This window comes from Peptoniphilus olsenii, assembly GCF_040545475.1.
Taxonomy (GTDB): Bacteria; Bacillota; Clostridia; order Tissierellales; family Peptoniphilaceae; genus Peptoniphilus_A; species Peptoniphilus_A olsenii.
Map to the genome: position 1 here is coordinate 45,938 of NZ_JBEPMA010000009.1, position 19,814 is coordinate 65,751.

Annotated in this window: 21 protein-coding genes; 17 read left to right on the plus strand and 4 right to left on the minus strand. The window is 31.4% G+C overall.

Annotated features, from left to right (window positions below; all coding sequences use genetic code 11):
• The first annotated feature begins 7 nt into the window (after positions 1-7).
• The 4 genes from ABID14_RS07285 to ABID14_RS07300 all read left to right on the plus strand — a co-directional run bounded on the left by ABID14_RS07285 (position 8) and on the right by ABID14_RS07300 (position 3,022).
• The gene (locus ABID14_RS07285) at positions 8-961 is read left to right on the plus strand and encodes a glutathione S-transferase family protein (RefSeq protein ID WP_354368647.1); all 954 of its coding nucleotides are present in this window, start codon (positions 8-10) and stop codon (positions 959-961) included.
• Between the two features lie 883 nt (positions 962-1,844).
• Positions 1,845-2,315, plus strand: a complete 471-nt coding sequence (locus tag ABID14_RS07290; RefSeq protein ID WP_354368649.1) for a DUF2975 domain-containing protein — start codon at positions 1,845-1,847, stop codon at positions 2,313-2,315.
• Between the two features lie 7 nt (positions 2,316-2,322).
• Positions 2,323-2,529, plus strand: a complete 207-nt coding sequence (locus tag ABID14_RS07295) for a helix-turn-helix domain-containing protein (protein ID WP_354368651.1) — start codon at positions 2,323-2,325, stop codon at positions 2,527-2,529.
• Positions 2,530-2,533: 4 nt separating this feature from the next.
• Positions 2,534-3,022 (plus strand): hypothetical protein, encoded by a 489-nt coding sequence (locus ABID14_RS07300; protein WP_354368653.1) that lies wholly within the window; start codon positions 2,534-2,536, stop codon positions 3,020-3,022.
• Between the two features lie 76 nt (positions 3,023-3,098).
• Here the strand turns inward: ABID14_RS07300 and ABID14_RS07305 are convergent, their stop codons facing one another.
• A complete protein-coding gene (locus tag ABID14_RS07305) occupies positions 3,099-3,644 on the minus strand; it encodes a nitroreductase family protein (RefSeq protein WP_354368654.1) in 546 nt (181 codons plus the stop codon).
• Positions 3,645-3,992: 348 nt separating this feature from the next.
• On the opposite strand from ABID14_RS07305, the gene ABID14_RS07310 reads away from it, so the two are divergent.
• From ABID14_RS07310 to rlmD, 10 genes are all read left to right on the plus strand, one after another.
• The gene (locus ABID14_RS07310; protein ID WP_354368655.1) at positions 3,993-4,655 is read left to right on the plus strand and encodes an S-layer homology domain-containing protein; all 663 of its coding nucleotides are present in this window, start codon (positions 3,993-3,995) and stop codon (positions 4,653-4,655) included.
• Positions 4,656-4,870: 215 nt separating this feature from the next.
• Entirely contained in the window at positions 4,871-5,692 is an 822-nt protein-coding gene (gene citG / locus ABID14_RS07315) for a triphosphoribosyl-dephospho-CoA synthase CitG (RefSeq protein WP_354368656.1), read from the plus strand.
• Positions 5,689-6,690, plus strand: coding sequence for a [citrate (pro-3S)-lyase] ligase (citC, locus tag ABID14_RS07320; protein WP_354368658.1), 1,002 nt, complete (start codon positions 5,689-5,691; stop codon positions 6,688-6,690). The genes citG and citC overlap by 4 nt, the downstream gene beginning before the upstream one ends.
• Positions 6,668-7,201, plus strand: coding sequence for a citrate lyase holo-[acyl-carrier protein] synthase (gene citX, locus ABID14_RS07325; protein WP_354368660.1), 534 nt, complete (start codon positions 6,668-6,670; stop codon positions 7,199-7,201). The genes citC and citX overlap by 23 nt, the downstream gene beginning before the upstream one ends.
• Positions 7,185-8,531, plus strand: a complete 1,347-nt coding sequence (locus ABID14_RS07330; RefSeq protein ID WP_354368662.1) for a pyruvate carboxylase subunit B — start codon at positions 7,185-7,187, stop codon at positions 8,529-8,531. Before citX ends, ABID14_RS07330 begins: the two co-directional genes overlap by 17 nt.
• Before the next feature lie 196 nt (positions 8,532-8,727).
• Entirely contained in the window at positions 8,728-9,357 is a 630-nt protein-coding gene (locus tag ABID14_RS07335; protein WP_494338277.1) for a 2-hydroxycarboxylate transporter family protein, read from the plus strand.
• A 12-nt stretch (positions 9,358-9,369) separates the two neighbouring features.
• Positions 9,370-9,651 carry a citrate lyase acyl carrier protein gene (gene citD, locus ABID14_RS07340; protein WP_354368664.1) on the plus strand — a complete coding sequence of 94 codons (282 nt, stop codon included), beginning with the start codon at positions 9,370-9,372 and terminating at the stop codon, positions 9,649-9,651.
• The gene (gene citE, locus ABID14_RS07345; RefSeq protein WP_354368666.1) at positions 9,651-10,550 is read left to right on the plus strand and encodes a citrate (pro-3S)-lyase subunit beta; all 900 of its coding nucleotides are present in this window, start codon (positions 9,651-9,653) and stop codon (positions 10,548-10,550) included. Before citD ends, citE begins: the two co-directional genes overlap by 1 nt.
• Complete coding sequence (gene citF / locus ABID14_RS07350; protein WP_354368667.1) at positions 10,540-12,087, plus strand: citrate lyase subunit alpha; 1,548 nt, start codon at positions 10,540-10,542, stop codon at positions 12,085-12,087. Before citE ends, citF begins: the two co-directional genes overlap by 11 nt.
• A gap of 91 nt (positions 12,088-12,178) precedes the next feature.
• The gene (gene rlmD, locus ABID14_RS07355; RefSeq protein WP_354368669.1) at positions 12,179-13,501 is read left to right on the plus strand and encodes a 23S rRNA (uracil(1939)-C(5))-methyltransferase RlmD; all 1,323 of its coding nucleotides are present in this window, start codon (positions 12,179-12,181) and stop codon (positions 13,499-13,501) included.
• A 204-nt stretch (positions 13,502-13,705) separates the two neighbouring features.
• Here the strand turns inward: rlmD and ABID14_RS07360 are convergent, their stop codons facing one another.
• Both ABID14_RS07360 and ABID14_RS07365 read right to left on the minus strand, forming a co-directional pair.
• Complete coding sequence (locus ABID14_RS07360; RefSeq protein ID WP_354368671.1) at positions 13,706-15,829, minus strand: heavy metal translocating P-type ATPase; 2,124 nt, start codon at positions 15,827-15,829, stop codon at positions 13,706-13,708.
• A gap of 19 nt (positions 15,830-15,848) precedes the next feature.
• The gene (locus tag ABID14_RS07365) at positions 15,849-16,298 is read right to left on the minus strand and encodes a CopY/TcrY family copper transport repressor (protein WP_354368673.1); all 450 of its coding nucleotides are present in this window, start codon (positions 16,296-16,298) and stop codon (positions 15,849-15,851) included.
• 710 nt (positions 16,299-17,008) lie between these two features.
• Here ABID14_RS07365 and ABID14_RS07370 point away from each other — a divergent pair.
• From ABID14_RS07370 to ABID14_RS07380, 3 genes are all read left to right on the plus strand, one after another.
• The gene (locus ABID14_RS07370) at positions 17,009-17,557 is read left to right on the plus strand and encodes an SNF2-related protein (protein ID WP_354368675.1); all 549 of its coding nucleotides are present in this window, start codon (positions 17,009-17,011) and stop codon (positions 17,555-17,557) included.
• Positions 17,558-18,195: 638 nt separating this feature from the next.
• Positions 18,196-18,552 (plus strand): hypothetical protein, encoded by a 357-nt coding sequence (locus tag ABID14_RS07375; RefSeq protein WP_354368677.1) that lies wholly within the window; start codon positions 18,196-18,198, stop codon positions 18,550-18,552.
• A 44-nt stretch (positions 18,553-18,596) separates the two neighbouring features.
• A complete protein-coding gene (locus ABID14_RS07380; protein ID WP_494338276.1) occupies positions 18,597-18,800 on the plus strand; it encodes a hypothetical protein in 204 nt (67 codons plus the stop codon).
• A 50-nt stretch (positions 18,801-18,850) separates the two neighbouring features.
• Here the strand turns inward: ABID14_RS07380 and ABID14_RS07385 are convergent, their stop codons facing one another.
• A complete protein-coding gene (locus ABID14_RS07385) occupies positions 18,851-19,462 on the minus strand; it encodes a nitroreductase family protein (RefSeq protein WP_435529958.1) in 612 nt (203 codons plus the stop codon).
• Between the last annotated feature and the right edge of the window lie 352 nt (positions 19,463-19,814).

Here is a 19,814-nt window from a genome sequence, read left to right on the forward strand (position 1 = left end):
AGGATTTATGGGATTATTAGTTGAAGGTAAATGGCAAGACAAATGGTATGATACAAAATCTACAGGTGGCAAGTTTATAAGAAAAGACTCTTCTTTTAGAGATTGGGTAACAAAAGATGGGTCTAAATTTGAAGATAGACAGACATTTCCTGCAGAAAAAGGCAGGTATCATTTGTATATTTCCTATGCATGTCCATGGGCATCTAGAATATTAATGGCAAGAAAATTAAAAGGCTTAGAAGATTTAATTGATATTTCAATTGTCAGCCCGATCATGTATGAAAATGGATGGGAATTTGGCGGTTATGAAGGTGCAACAACTGATAAAGTACATGGTTTTAAATATTTATATGAAGTTTATGCACATTCTAACCCAGACTATACAGGCAGAGTGACAGTTCCGGTACTTTATGACATGAAGAGAGAGAAAATAGTAAATAATGAGTCGTCAGAAATATTGCGAATTTTTAATGAAGCTTTTGATGATTTAGGAGCAAAGGATGGAGATTTCTATCCTAAAGAATACAGAGAAGAGATAGATAAAATAAACGAATTGGTATATGAGAATATCAACAATGGAGTATATAAAGCTGGATTTGCAACTGAGCAAGATGTATATAATAAAGAGGTTGAAAATCTTTTTAGAGCACTAGATAAAGTTGAAGAAATACTTTCCAAAAACAAATATTTAGTGGGTGATGTTTTTACAGAAGCAGATATTAAACTATTTACAACCTTAGTTAGATTTGACTCCGTATATTTTGGGCATTTCAAATGTAATTTGAGACCACTTACAAGTTATGAAAATATTTGGAGATATACTCGTGAGATTTATAATATGGATGGTATAAAAGAAACTGTAAATATGAATCATATCAAAACTCACTATTATAAATCACACACAATGATAAATCCAAATCAAATTGTACCAGAGGGGCCAATACTTGATTTTAGTATATAATAATTAAATTTTTCTATCTTATATTTATCTTTCGAAAAAAGGAAAGGGGGCATTGGGCTTTCGCTGCGAGGCCCCCTTTTCCTTTCCTTCGAGCAACCAACCAAACCCCACGCCTTTTTTAGACAAAGTTTTTACCTCTTTAGTTTTTCTTTTTACTCGCAAAAAGTCGGATTTTTAAAACTCGCTTACACTCGAACAGTTAAAAATCATTTTCGACTTTTTGCTATAATTGTTCGTGGTTTAGGTGCTTGAATACTTTTTTATTTAAACCTTACAAATCCTCTCCATTAAATGCAGATCTCTCCATGCGTTCGCTATGCTCACTTAGTCGAGATGACATTGGAAAGGGCAACGACAACTCCTACAACTGTCATTCCGAGTGAAAGAAAATTCGTGAGAATTTTCTGTAATCGAGGAATCTGCCTGTAGAGGAGTCGCTATGTGTTGATAAATAGAAGTTTTTTATTATTTTTAATATTACTTTTTGTATTTTAAACTTTACAGATTCTCTCCACTAATTGTAGACTCTTTATGCGTTTGCTTTGTTCACTTAGTCGAGATGACATTGGAAAGAGCAACGACACCCCACAACTGTCATTCCGAGTGAAAGAAAATTCGTGAGAATTTTCTGTAATCGAGGAATCTGCCTGTATAGGAGTAGTTTTGTAGATATAGGTAGAAGCCTTTTTTTATTATCTTTTCCTTTATACTTCTTTTTTTACCCAAACAAAATTTCCCCGTTACATGCAGATCCTTCGATTCAGAAATCTTACAGATTTCTTTCGCTCAGAATGACATAATAAGTAAAATTATTTATCTAATATCGATAAATAGTTATTGCAATTCGATAACAATATTGATATTATAAATACAGAGGTGAGATATGAAAAAGTTTAGAGTAATGTTAGTAGAAATCTCTCTATTGATTTTAATTGCATCATTATTAATTTTGGCATACAAGTTGGTAAATATTTCGGGCATGGTTTCATCATTATATCCAGAATTTTCAAATATGAGATATCCATTATTAATTCTTTTGGAATTTGTATTTTTAGTTACAGTTTTAGCTCTAATATTTGGTTTTAGTTGTCTTATTTTATACAAAAAGGACTGCATTTTTGATAAAAGAATGTATAGAGGTCTCCAAAATATTGGACTTTCATTTATCGCTGGAATATTTTTAATGATTTTAATAATATTTTATACAAATTTAAATTTAAGTGCCTCTATCACCAATGTATTTATATATTTTGGAATTTTTATATATCTGATAATTTCACAAATTTTCTTCATACTTTCAGATCTAGTTAGTGAAGGTATAAGTTTAAAAGAAGAAAATGACTTAACTATATGAGGTTTTCATGGGAAAAATAATTGTAAATTTAGATGTAGAATTGGCAAAAAATAAAATGAGTCTAACAGAGCTTTCTGAAAAGGTTGGTATAACCCTACCTAATTTATCTATACTCAAAAATAATAAAGCTAAAGCAATTCGATTTTCAACACTTGAGAAAATTTGTGAGGCTTTAAACTGCGATGTTTGTGATATATTAAAATACGAAAGGTGAAAAAATGAAAGATAATTATGTAAAGAAAAGTATAATGTTGATGTTAATCCTTTTTATAATATCTTCTATCCCTTTATATTTCTTGTCTGATAGAAGAATAGAAGTTGCAAAGAGAATTTCTTATGTATTCGATGTAGATATTTCAGAAAATGCAAAAAGGGTTCAGGAAGCATATAAAGAACCAAGTTTTCACGGAGATGGAATAAGAGCAGTAAAATTAACTGTAAAAAGTGATGAACTTCGCAATATATCCAAAGAATTGAGCATGAACAAAGAAATAAAGAAACTAGATATAGATAATGACTATATAAAATTTCCTATAAATTATTTAAACAAAGAAAAATCTTTTAATATTAAAGAACCAAAAAATTATGAAATTTATTCTAAATCAAAGAACGATAAAGAAAGTGGTATAAATTATTTTGCAAACTATTATTTGTTATTAATAGAAAAGAATGGAAAAGAAATAATCTTCATAGAATCAGATACTTGATTATATGAAGATTATTTAATTTAGTTATTAAAAATTATTTTTAAATTAGATTATAAACTTTTGTCTTAACAAAAATTTAAAATTCATTGTAGTGAACTTTTGAGCTAATGTCGAACTCTTCGTGATTTTTAGTTCCCATTTTTTTGTAGCCTATAGGTATCAAACACTGAACTCTATAAGGAGATTTTACGCCAAATTCATCTTTGAAATATTCCTCATAGGAAATTTTATCTTGAGTATTTCCTTCTTTGACATTTATCCAACAAGTAGAAAGTCCTTCTTCTTCGCATAGAAGTTGCAGGTAACTTGCGGCAATTGATGCTTCCTCAACCCAAGTTTTACAAATTTCAGTATTAGCCATTACAATAACGATAGCAGGAGCCTCTTTCAAATACATTGTGGCAAAAGAATTCATCTCTGATAACTTTTCGATTTTTTCCTTATCATCAACAACTATAAACTCAACTGGATGAGAATTTCCGTTAGATGGACCCATTGATGCGTACATTAGGATATTTTCTAAAACTTCACTATCGATTTTTTTATCTTTGTATTTTCTAACTGAACGTCTTTTTTTGATTAAATCTTTTAACAAAATATCACCTCTTACATATTTTATCATAAACTCTATCAATAAGAAATTGATTGCATAAATATCATATTATATTTAATAAAGGGCTATAACACATTTAAATTACAAGAATATTAGAGTTAAATAAATATTAAAAATTTTTGAAAATATTTTCATAAAAAGCTTGACAAAATTATTTTAGTAAAGTACAATATAAGAGAAGTGAAAACTTCATCATCTTTTTTCTTCCCTTAGAGAGTGGTAAATTAATACATAGACCACTCTCTCTTTATTTGTTTCAAACATATTACAAAAGCACTTATTTGTAACACAATCTTAAAACAATTTCACTAATAAAATTAGACAATTTAATATATAATTAGGTTGAAGGTGATTGAGATGAAATTTTTTAAAAAATTTTCATTGATCTTTATCTCCTCAACACTAATTCTCACAAATTCTGTGTTTGCAAGAAATTTTAATGACACAAGAGACCATTGGGCAGCAAATTCGATTGATGTTATCACTGACAACAGAATAATGCAAGGTTATGAAGATAATACTTTTAGACCTGAAGATTTTATATCTAGGGCTGAGTTTTATGCGGTAGTAAACAATATGGCAAAACTTGACAAGACTTATACTGTAACATTTTCAGATGTAAAAACATCAGATTGGTTTTATCAAGATGTTGCCAAGGGCATAAAAGCCGGTTATCTAACGCCAACAACAGGACCTCTTTATCCTGACAGAGAGATTAACAGAGAAGAAGTTGCAGAAATTCTGGGCTACATGTATTCTTTAAAGGGTAATGTTTCTGCTACAAATGAATTTAAAGACAGAGGCAACATCAAAAGCTCTGCTAGGGGCTATGTAGGAGCACTTGTCGAAGCGGGAATTCTCAGAGGATATTCAAATGGAAATTTTTATCCTAAAAGGTCAATGAGAAGATCAGAAGTAGCTGTGCTTTTAAGATCTCTAGTGGATAAATATGGTTATCCAACACAAAAGAGTGTCAACAATAGCAAAATTAAATTTGGAAGTAGAGATCTCTACGAATGATAAAGGCATTTAATGCCTTTATTTTTTTGCGTAAAATGGGTATTAAATAAGCACAAATCTATGCACAATCGATTAATTATTTATCTCTTTATAACAATTGAAAAATCATATGATATAAGCAAAACCTATACCGGCTATTGCGAAATGGTATAGCAAAAAGTCTATAATAAAGCAATTAAGCGTGTTATCTCTGTTATAATTTATTTGAGGTTACTATGATAAATGAATTTGTTATTTCTAAAATTGCTTTTAAATCTTTAATATGTGAAGTTTCTGCCACACCCAAACCAGGATTGGTGGATTTAATAGACTCGGGATCTCATAAAGATATGAATTATCTGACATTTATAAAAAGTTCTGTTGCTATAAGTGATTATTTTAAAAAAGCTTATTTGTTAGGTATAAAAAATTATAAATTTGAAGATTTTATAGAGTTAAGAGAAGAAGGAAAATTTGCAGAAATTGAGATGTATAAAGCCACAGAGGATGTAAACACGCATAAGGGAATAATCTTTTCATTAGGTCTTTTAGTTTATGCAACAGGAATACAGAAAAGCCTTGGAGATATATCATCTTTTTCAATTGTAAATCGTGTTAAAAGTTTATGTTCGAATATAACTGAAGAACTAAATAACGATTTAAATACTGCTGGTGGACTACAATACAAAAAGTATGGACTCAAAGGTATTAGGAATGAAGCTGAAGAAGGATTTGAAAAAGCTTTGACAGTTGGATTGTATAATTTTAAAAGATATATACACACACTTTCTTTTAATGATGCTATTGTTAATACTTTGATGCATTTCATGGAAATTTTAGATGATTCAAACCTAATAAAAAGAGGTGGACTTTGTGGATTAAATTTTGCAAAAGAGTCTGCGTCAAAGGCAATAGAATTAGGGTCAATGAATACAAATAAGGGGCGGGCATATATTGCCAATTTAAATAAAGAATTTATTGAAAAAAATCTGAGTCCTGGTGGTTCAGCAGATTATATAATTCTCACACTATATTTTTATTTTTTGGAGGAATTATGATTAACTATAGAGAAGCTATTCCCAAAATTGATAAAAAAGATATTATAAAATTTTTGAATAAATTTGATTTGAAATTTGAAGAAGACATTGATTATACAATAATTGCAGAAGAAGACCAAAAGATTGTAGCTACAGGATCTCTTTCAGAAAATGTACTGAAATGTTTTGCTGTAGACAAACATTATCAAGGTATGTCTATTTCTAATACGATAATAACTAAACTCTTAGATAAAGCTTATTCACTTAATAGAAGTCATTTATTTATTTTTACAAAGCCCGAAAACGAAAACATTTTTAAAGATTTTGGATTCAAAGAGGTGTGTAAAGTCCCAGAAGTTATGCTCTTAGATAATAAAATAGAATGTTTATATGAAAGACTAAATGAGTTAGAAAACTCAGTGGAGTCTGGGGCTATAGTAATAAATGCGAATCCAATGACTAAAGGACATTTAAAATTAATAGAGACTTGTTCAAAATTAGTAAATAAACTTTATGTTTTTGTGGTCTCTGAAGATAAATCAATCTTTCCTTTTAAATTCAGATATAAAATTGTGAAAGAGGCTTGTAAAGGCCTAAAAAATGTTGAAGTTATTGAAGGCAGTGAATATATAATTTCCAGAAATACCTTTCCAACTTATTTTTATAAAGATTCTAAAATAATAATAGAAGCTTACACAAAACTTGATATTTCAATTTTTGCTCAGTACTTTGCAAAAGCTATGAATATAAAAAAGAGATTTGTAGGTACCGAAACTAATGATTTAGTAACTAAAGATTATAATAAAAAAATGAAAGAGATTTTACCTGAATTTGGTATTGAGCTCATAGAGATAGAAAGATTTAAAGAGACAGGTGAAATTATATCTGCTAGTACTGTTAGAAAACTTATAGCAGAAAGTAAATTTGAGGAATCTAAGAAGTTTTTGCCAGACGCAACTATTAGAGCACTTGAAACACCAGAAGGTAGAGAGATAATTGAAAAACTACAAAAAAATTGAACAAATCAATAAACTATTAGAAGCTAAAGAGAAAAGGTTTATTTATCAACAAGAATTAATCAAAAAGTATAAAAACACCTTGATCTCATTCATGTTAAATATACCTGGAGAAGTGAAAAGTTCATCAAAAACAAGAGAATTTCAAAAGTATTATGTAAATGAAATAAAAACGATACTAAAACAAAATAATATTGAAATTTTATATGAAGATTTTAGATATAAAGATACAGGAGATGAGTATTTTGCAATAGTAAATGGCGATGCAGTAGTAGTTAAAAATCTTATGATAAATTTAGAAGAGTCAAAAAAAGAGTGTCGACTTTTAGATATAGATATATTTGATAAATCAATTAATCAAATAAGCAGACAAAAACTAGGCTTTGATAGTAGAAAATGCTTGGTTTGTGACGAAGAAGCAAAATTTTGCATGAGAAAAGGCACTCACACAATTGAAGAGATAATTGAGCAAGCAAATAATTTGTTGGAGGTAAATTATGAAAAAAAGAATTGATTTCGTAGAAACTGTTCTTAGAGATTCACATCAAAGTTTGATGGCTACACGTATGAAATATTCTGATTTTAAAGATGCACTAGATTTGATTGATAATGCAGGTTATCATGCAGTTGAGTGCTGGGGCGGAGCGACTTTTGATTCTTGTATCAGATTTTTGGACGAAGATCCTTGGGAAAGAATTAGGAATATAAAATCTAAACTTAAAAATACAAAAACTCAAATGCTTCTTAGAGGTCAAAATTTGTTGGGATATAAAAACTATCCAGATGACGTAGTAGAAAAATTCATTGAACTTTCCATTAAAAATGGAGTAGATATAGTTAGAATATTTGATGCACTAAATGATTTAAGAAATTTAGAGACATCTATTGCAGCTACTAAAAAATATGGAGCAGAAGCACAAGTTACTCTTTGTTATACAATTTCTGATGTTCATACTGTAGACTACTTTACAAAACTTGCATCAGATATCGAAGAAATGGGTGCAGACTCAATTGCCATAAAAGACATGGCAGGTATATTAAGACCTTATGAAGCATATGAACTTGTCAGAAATATTAGGATGAAGACAGATATCCCTCTGGAAATACATTCGCACACAACAACAGGACTTGGAACCTCAACTTTATTAAAAGCAATAGAAGCAGGAGTAGATATTATAGATACATCTATATCTCCATTTGCAGGAGGAACTTCACATCCACCTACTGAAACATTACACATGATAGTTGAGGAGAAAGGTTATTACTCACCCCTTAAAATTGAAGTATTACAAGAATTAGCAGAGTATTTTGAAGTCATAAAAGAAAAATATATAGCGGATGGTACACTTCCCGTTAAAATGCTTACAGAAGATCCAAAAGGACTTATATATCAAGTGCCAGGAGGGATGCTATCAAATCTATACAATCAATTAAAAGGTTTAAAACAGCTTGATAAATACAATCAGGTACTTTCTGAAGTGCCTAGAGTTAGAAAAGATTTAGGTTATCCGCCTTTAGTTACACCAATGAGTCAAATGGTAGGAACTCAATCAGCATTTAATGTAATAATGGGACAGAGATATAAAATGGTACCAAATGAAATAAAGGACTATCTTAGAGGCTATTATGGCAAGAGTCCAGTGCCAATTGATGATACTTTTAGAAAATCAATAATTGGTGAAGAAGAGCCTATCACTGATAGGCCAGCAAATCATTTGAAACCTAAGATGGACTATTTTAGAAACGAATCTAGTGGACTAGCTCGTACTGAAGAAGATGTGCTCACTTATGCAATGTTTCCAGAAGTAGCAAAGACATTTTTGAAAAATAAGTATGGGCTATAAATTAGATTTAATTTATAAATTTCTTTTTATCTAAAAATTAGGGAGGTATAGATATGAAAAAGAAATATTTTGGGTTGAACATGCCGTTACTGATAGCTGTATCATTGATAGTAATATTTGCTACAAAAATGGGCATTCTGTCAACTGAATTTTAAATATAATTTTATATTAAATGTAAAATTCTAATTCAAAATTAATAGGAGTTAAAGTCATACTTCTCAGTAATGCGGGAGAGATTGTTGCCAAAGAAGATGAAGCCGACACAGTTAAATTAACTCTTATAGATTATTGTGGAGCAATATTATTAGCCCTTACATTTTATCAATTGGGCAAGATATTCTCAGATTTAGTTTGGGATAAAATAGTACCAACTGTTCCTATTCACACTTTTGCATGGATGATTCTTTTTGTATCTTTAGCAAATGGATTGAATATAATACCTGCAAGCTTAAGAAGAGCAACTAAAGACGTACAAAAGTTTTTTACAAAAAACATGATTTTGATAATTATGGTGGGTGTTGGAGCAGATACATCACTTGCAGAATTAGCAGCAGCAATAACACCAGGAAATGTCGTAATGGCAACACTTATAGTTATTGGAGCAATACTAGGTTCAACTCTAGTGGGCTGGTTAGTTGGTTTCTATCCAGTAGACGCAGCTGTGACAGCAGGGCTTTGTATGGCTAACAGAGGTGGATCTGGTGATTTAGCTGTACTTGGAGCATCTGACAGAATGGGTCTTATATCTTATGTACAATTATCATCAAGACTTGGTTGGGGTATAATTCTTGTAATAGGTTCCATATTGTTTGGTTTATTGATGTAAAGGAGGCACAAATTGCAAATTAAAAAAGAAGCTATTGCCGGAACTTTAGAATCTAATGATATTATGATTACTTTAAATGAAGGCAAAGGAATTAATATCGAATTAGAAAGTAGTGTAAAAAAACAGTTTGGCAATCAAATTGAAAAAGTAATACGTGAAACACTTCAAAGTTATGGTATTGAAAACGCAAATATTAAAGCTGTGGATAAAGGAGCTCTGGATTATGTTATTATGGCACGAGTAAAAACAGCTATACAAAGAGCATGTGAAACAGATGAAATGAGGTGGCTATAATGAAGGACAGGTTGAGAAGAACCATGATGTTCTTGCCAGGAAATAATCCGGGTATGCTAACTGATGCACATATATATGAGCCAGATTCAATAATGATTGACCTTGAAGATGCTGTATCTATTAATCAAAAAGATGCAGCGAGAATGCTTGTATATCATGCGTTAAAGACAATTGACTATGGCAATGTCGAAACAGTTGTTAGAATAAATGCACTTGATAGTGGTTTTGGTGAAAAGGATATTGAAGCGGTAGTTAGAGCAGGAGTAGATGTTATAAGGCTGCCTAAAACTGACACAGCACAAGATATAATTGATGTAGACAAAATAATAACAAGAGTAGAAAAAGAAATTGGCCGAGAAGGAGAAACACTTATGATGGCAGCAATAGAAAGTGCCACTGGTGTAATAAATGCAGTAGAAATTGCTAAAGCATCTCCAAGAATGATGGGCATAGCTCTTGGGGCAGAAGATTATGTTACAAACTTAAAAACATCTAGATCCAGCCATGGAATGGAACTTTTTCTGGCAAGATCTCAAATTGTTTTGGCAGCAAGAAATGCAGGAATTGCTTGTTTTGATACTGTAAATTCAAATTTAGATGACATGGAGCAATTTAAAGAAGAAGTTAAATTTATAAAGGATTTAGGATTTGATGGAAAATCTGTAATTCATCCTAAACAAATATCTGCGGTGAATGAAGTTTATACTCCTACAGAAAAAGATATTAAAAAATCCATGAGGGTTATAGCTGGAGCAAAAGAAGCTGAGAGAAAAGGCTCTGGGGTTATATCTGTTGATGGAAAAATGGTAGATATGCCAATTATTGTCAGAGCTCAAAGAGTTATAGATTTAGCAATTGCTTCTGGAGTTTTAAAGGAGGAAGATATTGATGAATTATAATATAAATTCAGTAGGTAGACAGATACCCGAAAGTATTCCCGGAATAGGGAAGTTAGTTCCTTTTAAAGGAGAGGGAAATTACCTGAGAACAGAAAATAAAACCGGAGCTAAAATTAGATATGGTCAACGAGACGAGAGAAAACTCCTTTCATCAATAGAAGAAGCTGTCAAAAAATCTGGGCTAAGTGATGGAATGACAGTGTCATTTCATCACCATATGAGAAATGGAGACTATGTATTAAACAAAGTTTTTGATGTAATTCATGAGTTGGGAATAAAAGATTTAACCTTAGCACCGAGTTCACTTTCTCCTTGTCACGACCACATAATAGAATATATAAAAGATGGTACAATTACAGGTATTCAATCTTCTGGTCTTAGAGGTAAACTGGGAGAAGAAATCTCCAAAGGGATTTTAAAAACTCCTGCTATAATTAGAAGTCATGGTGGAAGAGCAAGAGCCATAGAAGATGGCGAGTTAAAAATTGACGTAGCTTTTATAGCAGCACCATCTTGTGATGAGTTTGGAAATATAAATGGACGAACTGGAAATTCTGCTTGTGGCTCATTGGGTTATGGTATAGTAGATGCAATATATGCAAACTGTGTAGTAGCTATAACAGATAATTTAGTTGAATTTCCAAATTTACCAGCTTCAATCGGAATGAAATATGTAGATTATGTTGTAAAAGTTGACCAAATAGGAGATCCTACAGGAATAGTATCAGGTTCAATTAGATTTAATGACAATCCACGCGATTTATTGATAGCACAAAATGCATTAAAAGCGATAGTTGCTTCTGGGCTTTATAAAGAAGGATTCACTTTTCAAACTGGGGCAGCAGGTTCTACACTTGCCGTTGCCAGACTTCTATTAGATAAAATGAAAAAAGATAATGTAAAAGCTTCAATGGCACTTGGTGGAATAACCGGATATATGGTTAAAATGCTTGAAGAAGGTTATGTGGATGGATTAATGGATACTCAAAGTTTTGATTTGGATGCGGTTAGATCTATTAGAGAAAATGAAAAACATTTTGAGATATCAGCCTCAGATTATGCAAATCCAAATAATCCAACTCCAGCAGTAAACACATTAGATTTTGTACTGCTAGGAGCATTGGAAGTTGATACAGACTTTAATGTAAATGTAATAACTAGATCTGATGGAGTAATTAATCAAGCAGTAGGAGGACACCAAGACACGGCACCCGGAGCAAAAATGAGCTTGATACTTGCACCACTTGTTAGATCTAGAAATCCAATAGTTCTTGATAAGGTAACCACTGTATGTACACCAGGAGAATCAGTAGACGTTATTTGTACAGACTATGGTATAGCGGTAAATCCTAATAGAGGCGATTTAATTGAAAAGTTTGAAAAAGCAGGGCTTGAAACTATAGATATCAAAGAACTACAAAAGAAAGCTCTCGAACTGACAGGAAAACCTGAAGAAATTAAATTTTCAAATGATATAGTAGCAGTTCTTGAATACAGAGATGGTTCTATAATAGATGTTATAAGAAAAGAAGCATAATTATTATATAAAAAAGGCGGTTAAAATAACCGTCTTTTTTTGCGTAAAAATCGCTCTAATTATGATAAAATAGATAAAAGGAGTTGATACCTTGAATAATAAAATAAAAGTAGGAAAGATAATTGAAGTGAACTTTCCAAATAAAAATAAAGTTGAAACAGAAAACAATAATTTAAATATAAAAGGTGGAATCTTAGGACAAATTGTGGAAGTTAAACAATCTCGCGGTAAAAAAGGCAAGCTATTAAAAGTTTTAGAAAAATCGAGTTTAGAAAAACTACAAGGATGCATTCATACAGAATGTGGTGGCTGCTCTTATGATACTCTGATATATGAAGATGAAGTAAAATATAAAAAAGAAATGCTCAAAAAGCTTTTCGAAGAAGCTGGATTTAACTTTGATTTTAATTTAATTGGAAATTCACATTATAAATCTTATAGAAATAAAATGGAATATACTTTTGGAGATGAGTATAAAGGTTCGCCTATAGCACTTGGGTTACACAAAAAAAATAAATTTTATGAAATAGAAAATACAACACATTGTCAAATAGTACATCAAGATTTCAATAAAATAAGATTTTTCACGAGAGATTTTTTTGACCAAGAAGAATTTTATAACAGAAGAACTCATGAAGGAGTACTTAGACATTTAGTAATAAGAAGGACAAACTTTGGTGAAATTTTAATAAATTTAGTCACAACTAAAAATCACACACTCGATTTAAAATCTTATACAGAAGGATTATTGAAACTTGACACAGAAGCAAAAATTGTTGGTATCACAAACACATTAAATGATTCATATTCGGATGCTATAGTAAACGAAGGTTTTGAGGTGCTTTATGGCAGAGACTATTGTGTAGAAGAACTCTTGGGATTAAAATTTAAGATTGGACCATTTTCATTTTTCCAAACAAATTCTTACTCTGCCGAAACACTTTATAAATTGGCACAAAAACTTATTGGAAATATAGAAAATAAAAATGTACTCGATTTATATTCAGGAACAGGTACAATAACTCAGATTATGGCACAAAAAGCAAATACAGCTGTAGGTGTTGAAATAGTAGAAAGTGCAGTAAAAGATGCATGGGAAAATGCAAAATTAAACAATATAGAAAATGTAGAATTCATAGCAGATGATGTATTAAAAGCACTTGATAATTTAGATTTTGTAGCAGATGTAATAGTGTTAGATCCGCCTCGTGAAGGCATTCATCCAAAAGCACTTGAAAAAATACTCAGTAGAGAGCCAGAGGAGATTTTATATATATCTTGTAATCCAGTAAGCTTTGTGCGTGATTTAGAAAAAATTAAAGAAGAAGGATATGAGGTTAAGAAAATATGCGGATTGGACCAATTTCCAAGAACAAATCATGTTGAGACTGTAGTATTGATGTCAAGAAAATAGAATAACAAGCTATAAAACTGTTGAAATAGGTGGCTTTTAGGGTTTTAAAAGAAATCAGTTCTATAATAAATTAAAAATCGTGTTGGTAGAAAAATCGTCTACTTCTACCAACACGATTTTACAAAGAGCCAGTACTTACATCTCTTTTTCTCCTGTAAAACTATTGTATCTTGATGCTTTAAGGAGTTTCAATCGTTCGATCTGTTAACCGTTATTTTTTGGATCTAATCTTAATAAAATAGCATTAATTGCGACGATGACTGTTGACACAGACATTAGGATTGCTCCTAATGCAGGGCTTAATGTGATACCAATAGGAGCCAAAATTCCTGCAGCTAGAGGGATAGCTATAAAGTTATAACCGGCTCCCCAAAAGAGGTTTTGTTTCATTTTACGAGTTGTTTTGTGTGCTAATTCAATAAATGATTCAATATCTCCTGGATCAGATTGAGTCAAGATGACATCAGCTGAATCCAACGCCACTTGAGTTCCTGCACCGACCGCTATTCCAACATCTGCCAAGGCAAGAGAAGGGGCATCATTGACACCGTCACCTACCATGATAACTTTCTTTCCTTCATCTTTAAGTGTTTTAACTAACTCATATTTGTCTTGTGGAGATTGATTTGATCTATATTCAATCCCTAAATCTTCTGCCGCGCCTTGAGCCGCTTTTTCATTATCACCTGTTGCCATAATCGGCTCTATATTGTTATTTTTAAGAGCTTCAATTAAATCTTTACTTGTTGCTTTTAATTCGTCTCCTAAGGCTACAGCACCAATAGCTTCATCATTTTCTACTAAGACACTGAGGGTTGCTCCTTTTGGAATATCCATATCTAGATTACGTCCATATGCTTTTTGACTGACTAATTGGTATCGGTGCCCATTGGCTTTACCTTCTACGCCAGCACCGGAAATCACATCAATCGAATCAAAAGATGCTGGACGTATATCTTGCTGCTCGGCGAAACTTATAATTGATTGAGCAATCGGGTGGCTAGATCCTCCTTCAATACCTGCCAATAAGGCAATGATTTCCTCTTTTGTATATTTGTTATTAAAAAGTTCAACGTCTAATACTCTAAACTCACCAGTTGTTAAAGTACCTGTTTTATCTAAAATCATCACATCTGCATCTTGAGCTATTTCTAAAGACTGGCGGTCTTTTACTAGTAACCCACGACTTGCTCCTAAGCTTGTGCTACGAGCGGTGACCAATGGAATAGCTAGACCCAAAGCGTGAGGACAAGCTATAACTAATGTTGTGATAGCAAATTTTACTGCCGTTGGGATGTCCGCTATAAGCATCCATACTACAAAAGCTATTAGTGCGGCAGTTACTGCAATATAGAAGAGCCACCCCGCAACTTTTTGAGCAATATTTTCTGCACGAGAAGGTTGACTTTGAGCTTGGCTGATTAAATCCTGTACTTGAGATATAAAGGACTTATCACCTGTCTCAAGTACTTTAATATAAAGAACCCCTTCTCCATTTGTTGAGCCCCCGATTACTTCATCGCCAGGGCCTTTTTTTACTGCTTTTGACTCCCCAGTTAGAAGAGCTTCATTTAAACGTGATTCGCCACGCTCGATAATCCCGTCTGCTGGCACATTTTCTCCGGCTTGAACACGAATTAAATCACCTACCTTTAAGTCAGCAACTGGTCGTGTTTCAATTGAATCGTCTTCTAATACAACGTGAGCATCTTTCGGCACTAACTTAGCCAATTCTGCTTGTGCGTCTCCTGCTTCTCCAATAGCTTTCATCTCAATCCAGTGACCTAATAGCATGATTAATAGTAATGAAGCAAATTCAAAGAAAAAGTCCATCACGTGTTCACCTGTTACGTAGGTAATGATCACAGCATAAATACTGTATAAATATGAAACACTTAAACCTAAAGAAACGAGTGCCATCATTCCAGGTTCTTTTTGTTTAAATTCGTCAACTGCACCTTGATAGAATGGACGTCCACCATAAATAATTAATATAGTAGATAAAATAGCTACTACAATATCAGAATATGGAAAAGTAAACTGGAATGGTAGTTCAAACCCAGCCATAGGGGATAAGAGCATAATAATGATTCCTAGTGGCAATGATTTTAAGAAAAGTTCCTTAAAGTTTCCATGATGGTGGTCATGCCCTCCGTGCCCCCTGTGGTCATGCCCACTGTGACCGCTGTGATCATGCCCAGCATGATGGTCGTGATGTTGATCCTTATGGTATCCATGTTCATCTGTGATTCCATGCTCGTGTTTTAACTTATCCATGTCGTCATAATCATGGTGATTATGGGACGAATATCTGTTGTCATTATTCATTTTAAATTCCTCCTTATACTTAATGATGATGTAAATGACATTCGCATTGTCCTTCTGGACAATTGCAATCCACTTCTTCTACTGCGAAAGATTTTTTCATCTCTAATATTTTTTCTAGTCGATCTATATCATCGAAGCTTAAAACATGATCTTCAATGATGCTTCCTATTACATTTCCGACTTTCTTATTGCAAATACGGTTAAAAATATCTTCTGCATAATCCCTTACGGCTTCTTTCTCTTCAATATTGGCAGTATAAATAAACTTTCTACCTTCCTGCTCTGTATTTAGTACGCCTTTTTCAACTAATCTGCCTAAGATCGTTTTGATAGTGGATTGTGTCCAGTCCATTTTTTCTTTCAATATGGAAATGACTTTTTTACTAGTTACTCGGTCATTTGCCCAAACTACACGCATGACTTCCCATTCAGCATCTGTGATATGAGTACTATATACTATTACACCCATTGTCTTTCCCTCCCTATAGTTTACAATTGTAGACTTAACACTTAAGATAAGTTTACTCTTGTAAACTTATCTTGTCAAGTATTTTTAATAAATGTAAGCAAAGATTATTGCGTTTTTTTCCAATTGCTTCCTAGTACGATTTGTAAGGTTATCATTGATTTACATTCATCACTCTTTTAATTCCTTATTTTTAATAATATTATAAATATGATGATACCTTTTCTGAATTTATTGTTAGGCTAAATATATAGTCATAAATTTCACAAATTCTACCCTTTCATTTTTATGGTAGTTTGGTTTAATTCACTTCAGGAACTTTACTCAAAATTTGTAGATTTATTTAAATGAAAGTTGTGCAATTGATTCATCTTATTAAGAAAAATCTGGAGAAGTTTTTCACAAGAATATAGGGTCTATTGTTTAAAAATTAGTGACTATGTAAGGTTTACAACCGATTTTTATTCGGTACTTTTATCCAATGGATTTAATGGGCTAAAACTTTGAGATGGTGTTAAGAATCAAGTACTAAAATTAAAATAGTGATTTTATGTAAATTGGTTATTGTGCAAGTTTCGAAGGTTATATAGTAATAAATTTAAAATTTGTCTTTATATAAAGGTTATAGGAGAAATCTTCACACAATAACTATAAAGCTTGAAATATCAATGTAAGAAAAGGTGATAGAATAAAGTTTAGTTGATAAGATAAAAGTGAATAGAGGGCTTTGTATTAAATTTACATCCCCATCAACGACAGGAATACCAGATAGGATAATACTTCTGCCAAAAGCAAAGATTGAATTTATTGAAACAAAAAGACCTGGAAGAGAACCAAGACCAATTCAAAAAAGGATAAGGCCATTAAAAAAATTAAATTTTAAGGTTTATGTTCTTGATTTTAAAGAAAATATTGATGAAATAATAAAGAGAATCGAAGATGACAACTTGGAATACACTCTACATAAATATCAAAACTATCCTACTGAATTTATAAAAGAAAATAGAAGATCGTCACTTTTACTAGATATGAGTTTAGACAAGACGATTATATGCCTAATGGCTATAAAAGATTTATTCTTTGATGCTTTTGCAATTTCTAAAGTTTTAATCATAGTACCATTAAGAGTTGCCAGATATACTTGGAAAGAAGAGATAGAAGGGTGGTCCCACCCTGATATCTTAAAATATTCAGTATTAATAGGTAGTGAAGAAGAAAGAATAAAAGGAGTAGATATATTCCCAAGAACGAGGCTTTCCTAAAAATTTAAATTTTATCAATACTGACCACTCGAGCCATGTGGAGACGGTAGTATTATTATTCAAGATAAATACAGACCACGATTTAGATATAGATATCGGTTAAGGTGAATTATTTGAAATTGACTTTTCAAAAGATGTAAGTTATGGAGAAATAAAAAAGTTTGTGTCGGATAAATATGGATTAAAAGTTTTAAGCCTATATATTGCACAAATAAAAAGGAAAAAATGGTCATAGAAAGAGAAAATTACACTATCAGCAAGAAAGAGGCTCAAAGAGCACCAAATTGGCTAGAAGAAAAAGAAAAACCAATAGGAGATGCTCTTAAGTATTTTGGAATGATTTAAGAAAACCTAAGTTCAAGAGTTCTAAAATAAAGATATTAGAAACGGTTACTTTTAAAGAAGTGTATCTCTTATACTCTTATAGCACCTAATAATACTAACTTAGAAGTAAGGAATAATAAGATAAATCTAATGTAGGATTTTTATACCATTATGAATATAGATCTAAGTTAATTTTAGAAAATATGAAGGTAGCGCATAAGAATATTGAGCTGGTCAAAATGTGGTATATGTTTTAAATATATCATAAATGGACATAATAAAAATGTATTTTTATATTATATTATGGGGGGATTATGAGTTTAGCAATTAATAAACTTATTAGCAGTTTAATTCAAATCGTTTTATTTTCACTTATACCATTTGTTTATTGGTATTTTAAAGGTAGAAAAAATCACAAATTTACAGAATGGATAGGGCTTAAAAGAATTAAAAGGATAGATAAGACTTTGATATTATCAATATTCATAGTAACAATTACCTATCTAATAATTGGCATATTTCTTCTAAATAGTCTAAGTGGAGTTAATAACGCGACTAGCGAGTTTGTGGGACTTAGATTCAAGGCTATTTTGCCTATTATAATTTATGCAGCCCTTAACACTGCTTTACCTGAGGAGATTTTGTTTAGGGGATTTGTACTAAAAGGTTAGTTAGTAAAATAGGATTTAATAATGGAAATCTTATACAATCAATATTGTTTGGACTGATTCACGGAATGATGTTTTTTCCTATTGTCGGTGTATTAAAATCCCTTTTAATTATTTTTGCTACAGGGTGTATAGCCTATGCGATGGGATATATTAATGAGAAGTTATCAGATGAATCTATTCTTCCAAGTTTTATTATACATTCAGTGTCTAACTTAGTAACTGGTTTATATGTTGCATTTTTTCTTTAAAAGTTAGTAAGACATAAGCTTAGAGTTTTCTCAGGCCTATGTCTTTTTGTTTATTCTTTATTTAGTATAAATCCTTGATCTAACAGTGTTTTAAACATCTTTGAGCTATTTTCTAAGTCTATACCTAATTCTTTTATTATTTGGGTAGAGAATTTATCAGATCTTCTATTTTCATCTCTTAGATCATAATATGTCTGCATTTCTTTATCATATTCAGAGATCACTTCGTTATAATTATCAAACACCTCATATTTATCTATGAAGCTTTTTATATCCATAGACATTTTAGGTTTAATCTGTGGATCCTGGTTTGGGATTCCAAAGCCTAGTCCTACAGCCGGATACGTAAGTTTTGGTAGGTTTAATAATTCTATGATATGAGCTGTGTCATTGTGTATATCTCCAAAATAATTAGTCCCAAGTCCCATACTTTCAGCGGCGTTTACTACATTTTGAGCTGAGATTATAGCATCTGTAAATGCCTGTATAAATTTATCAAAGCCTATCATCACTTCGTTTTCTTCATTATTTTCACAAGCTATGCTGTAGTTTCTATTTATATCTGCTATGAATATCCATAAATGTGGTGCTCGAGCCATATATTCTTGGTTACCATTTTGTGCTAGTGCGTCTTTTATATTTTGATCTTCTATTCTAATTATTTAGAATGTCTGCATTCCATTACTAGTTGCACTAGATTTTGCCACATCTAAAAGAGTCTGTATCGTCTTATCATCTAGTTTTCATCTTTAAATTTCCACATATTTTATTTATAATTAAGCTAATATTAATAATGGTCTACATTTAGTAATGCGTTATAAGAATTTAATCAGATGTATGCAAATAAAAATAATATAGAAAATATAATACCACACCTATAGATAGAATAAAAATTCTATAATCTAAAAATAAACCGACATCAGATTTTGTGTGTTGGTTTTTTTATGCAAATTTTGTTGACATATTAAATTTAAGAGTTTATTCTAATAATAGACCAGTGGTCGGTTAGTATGT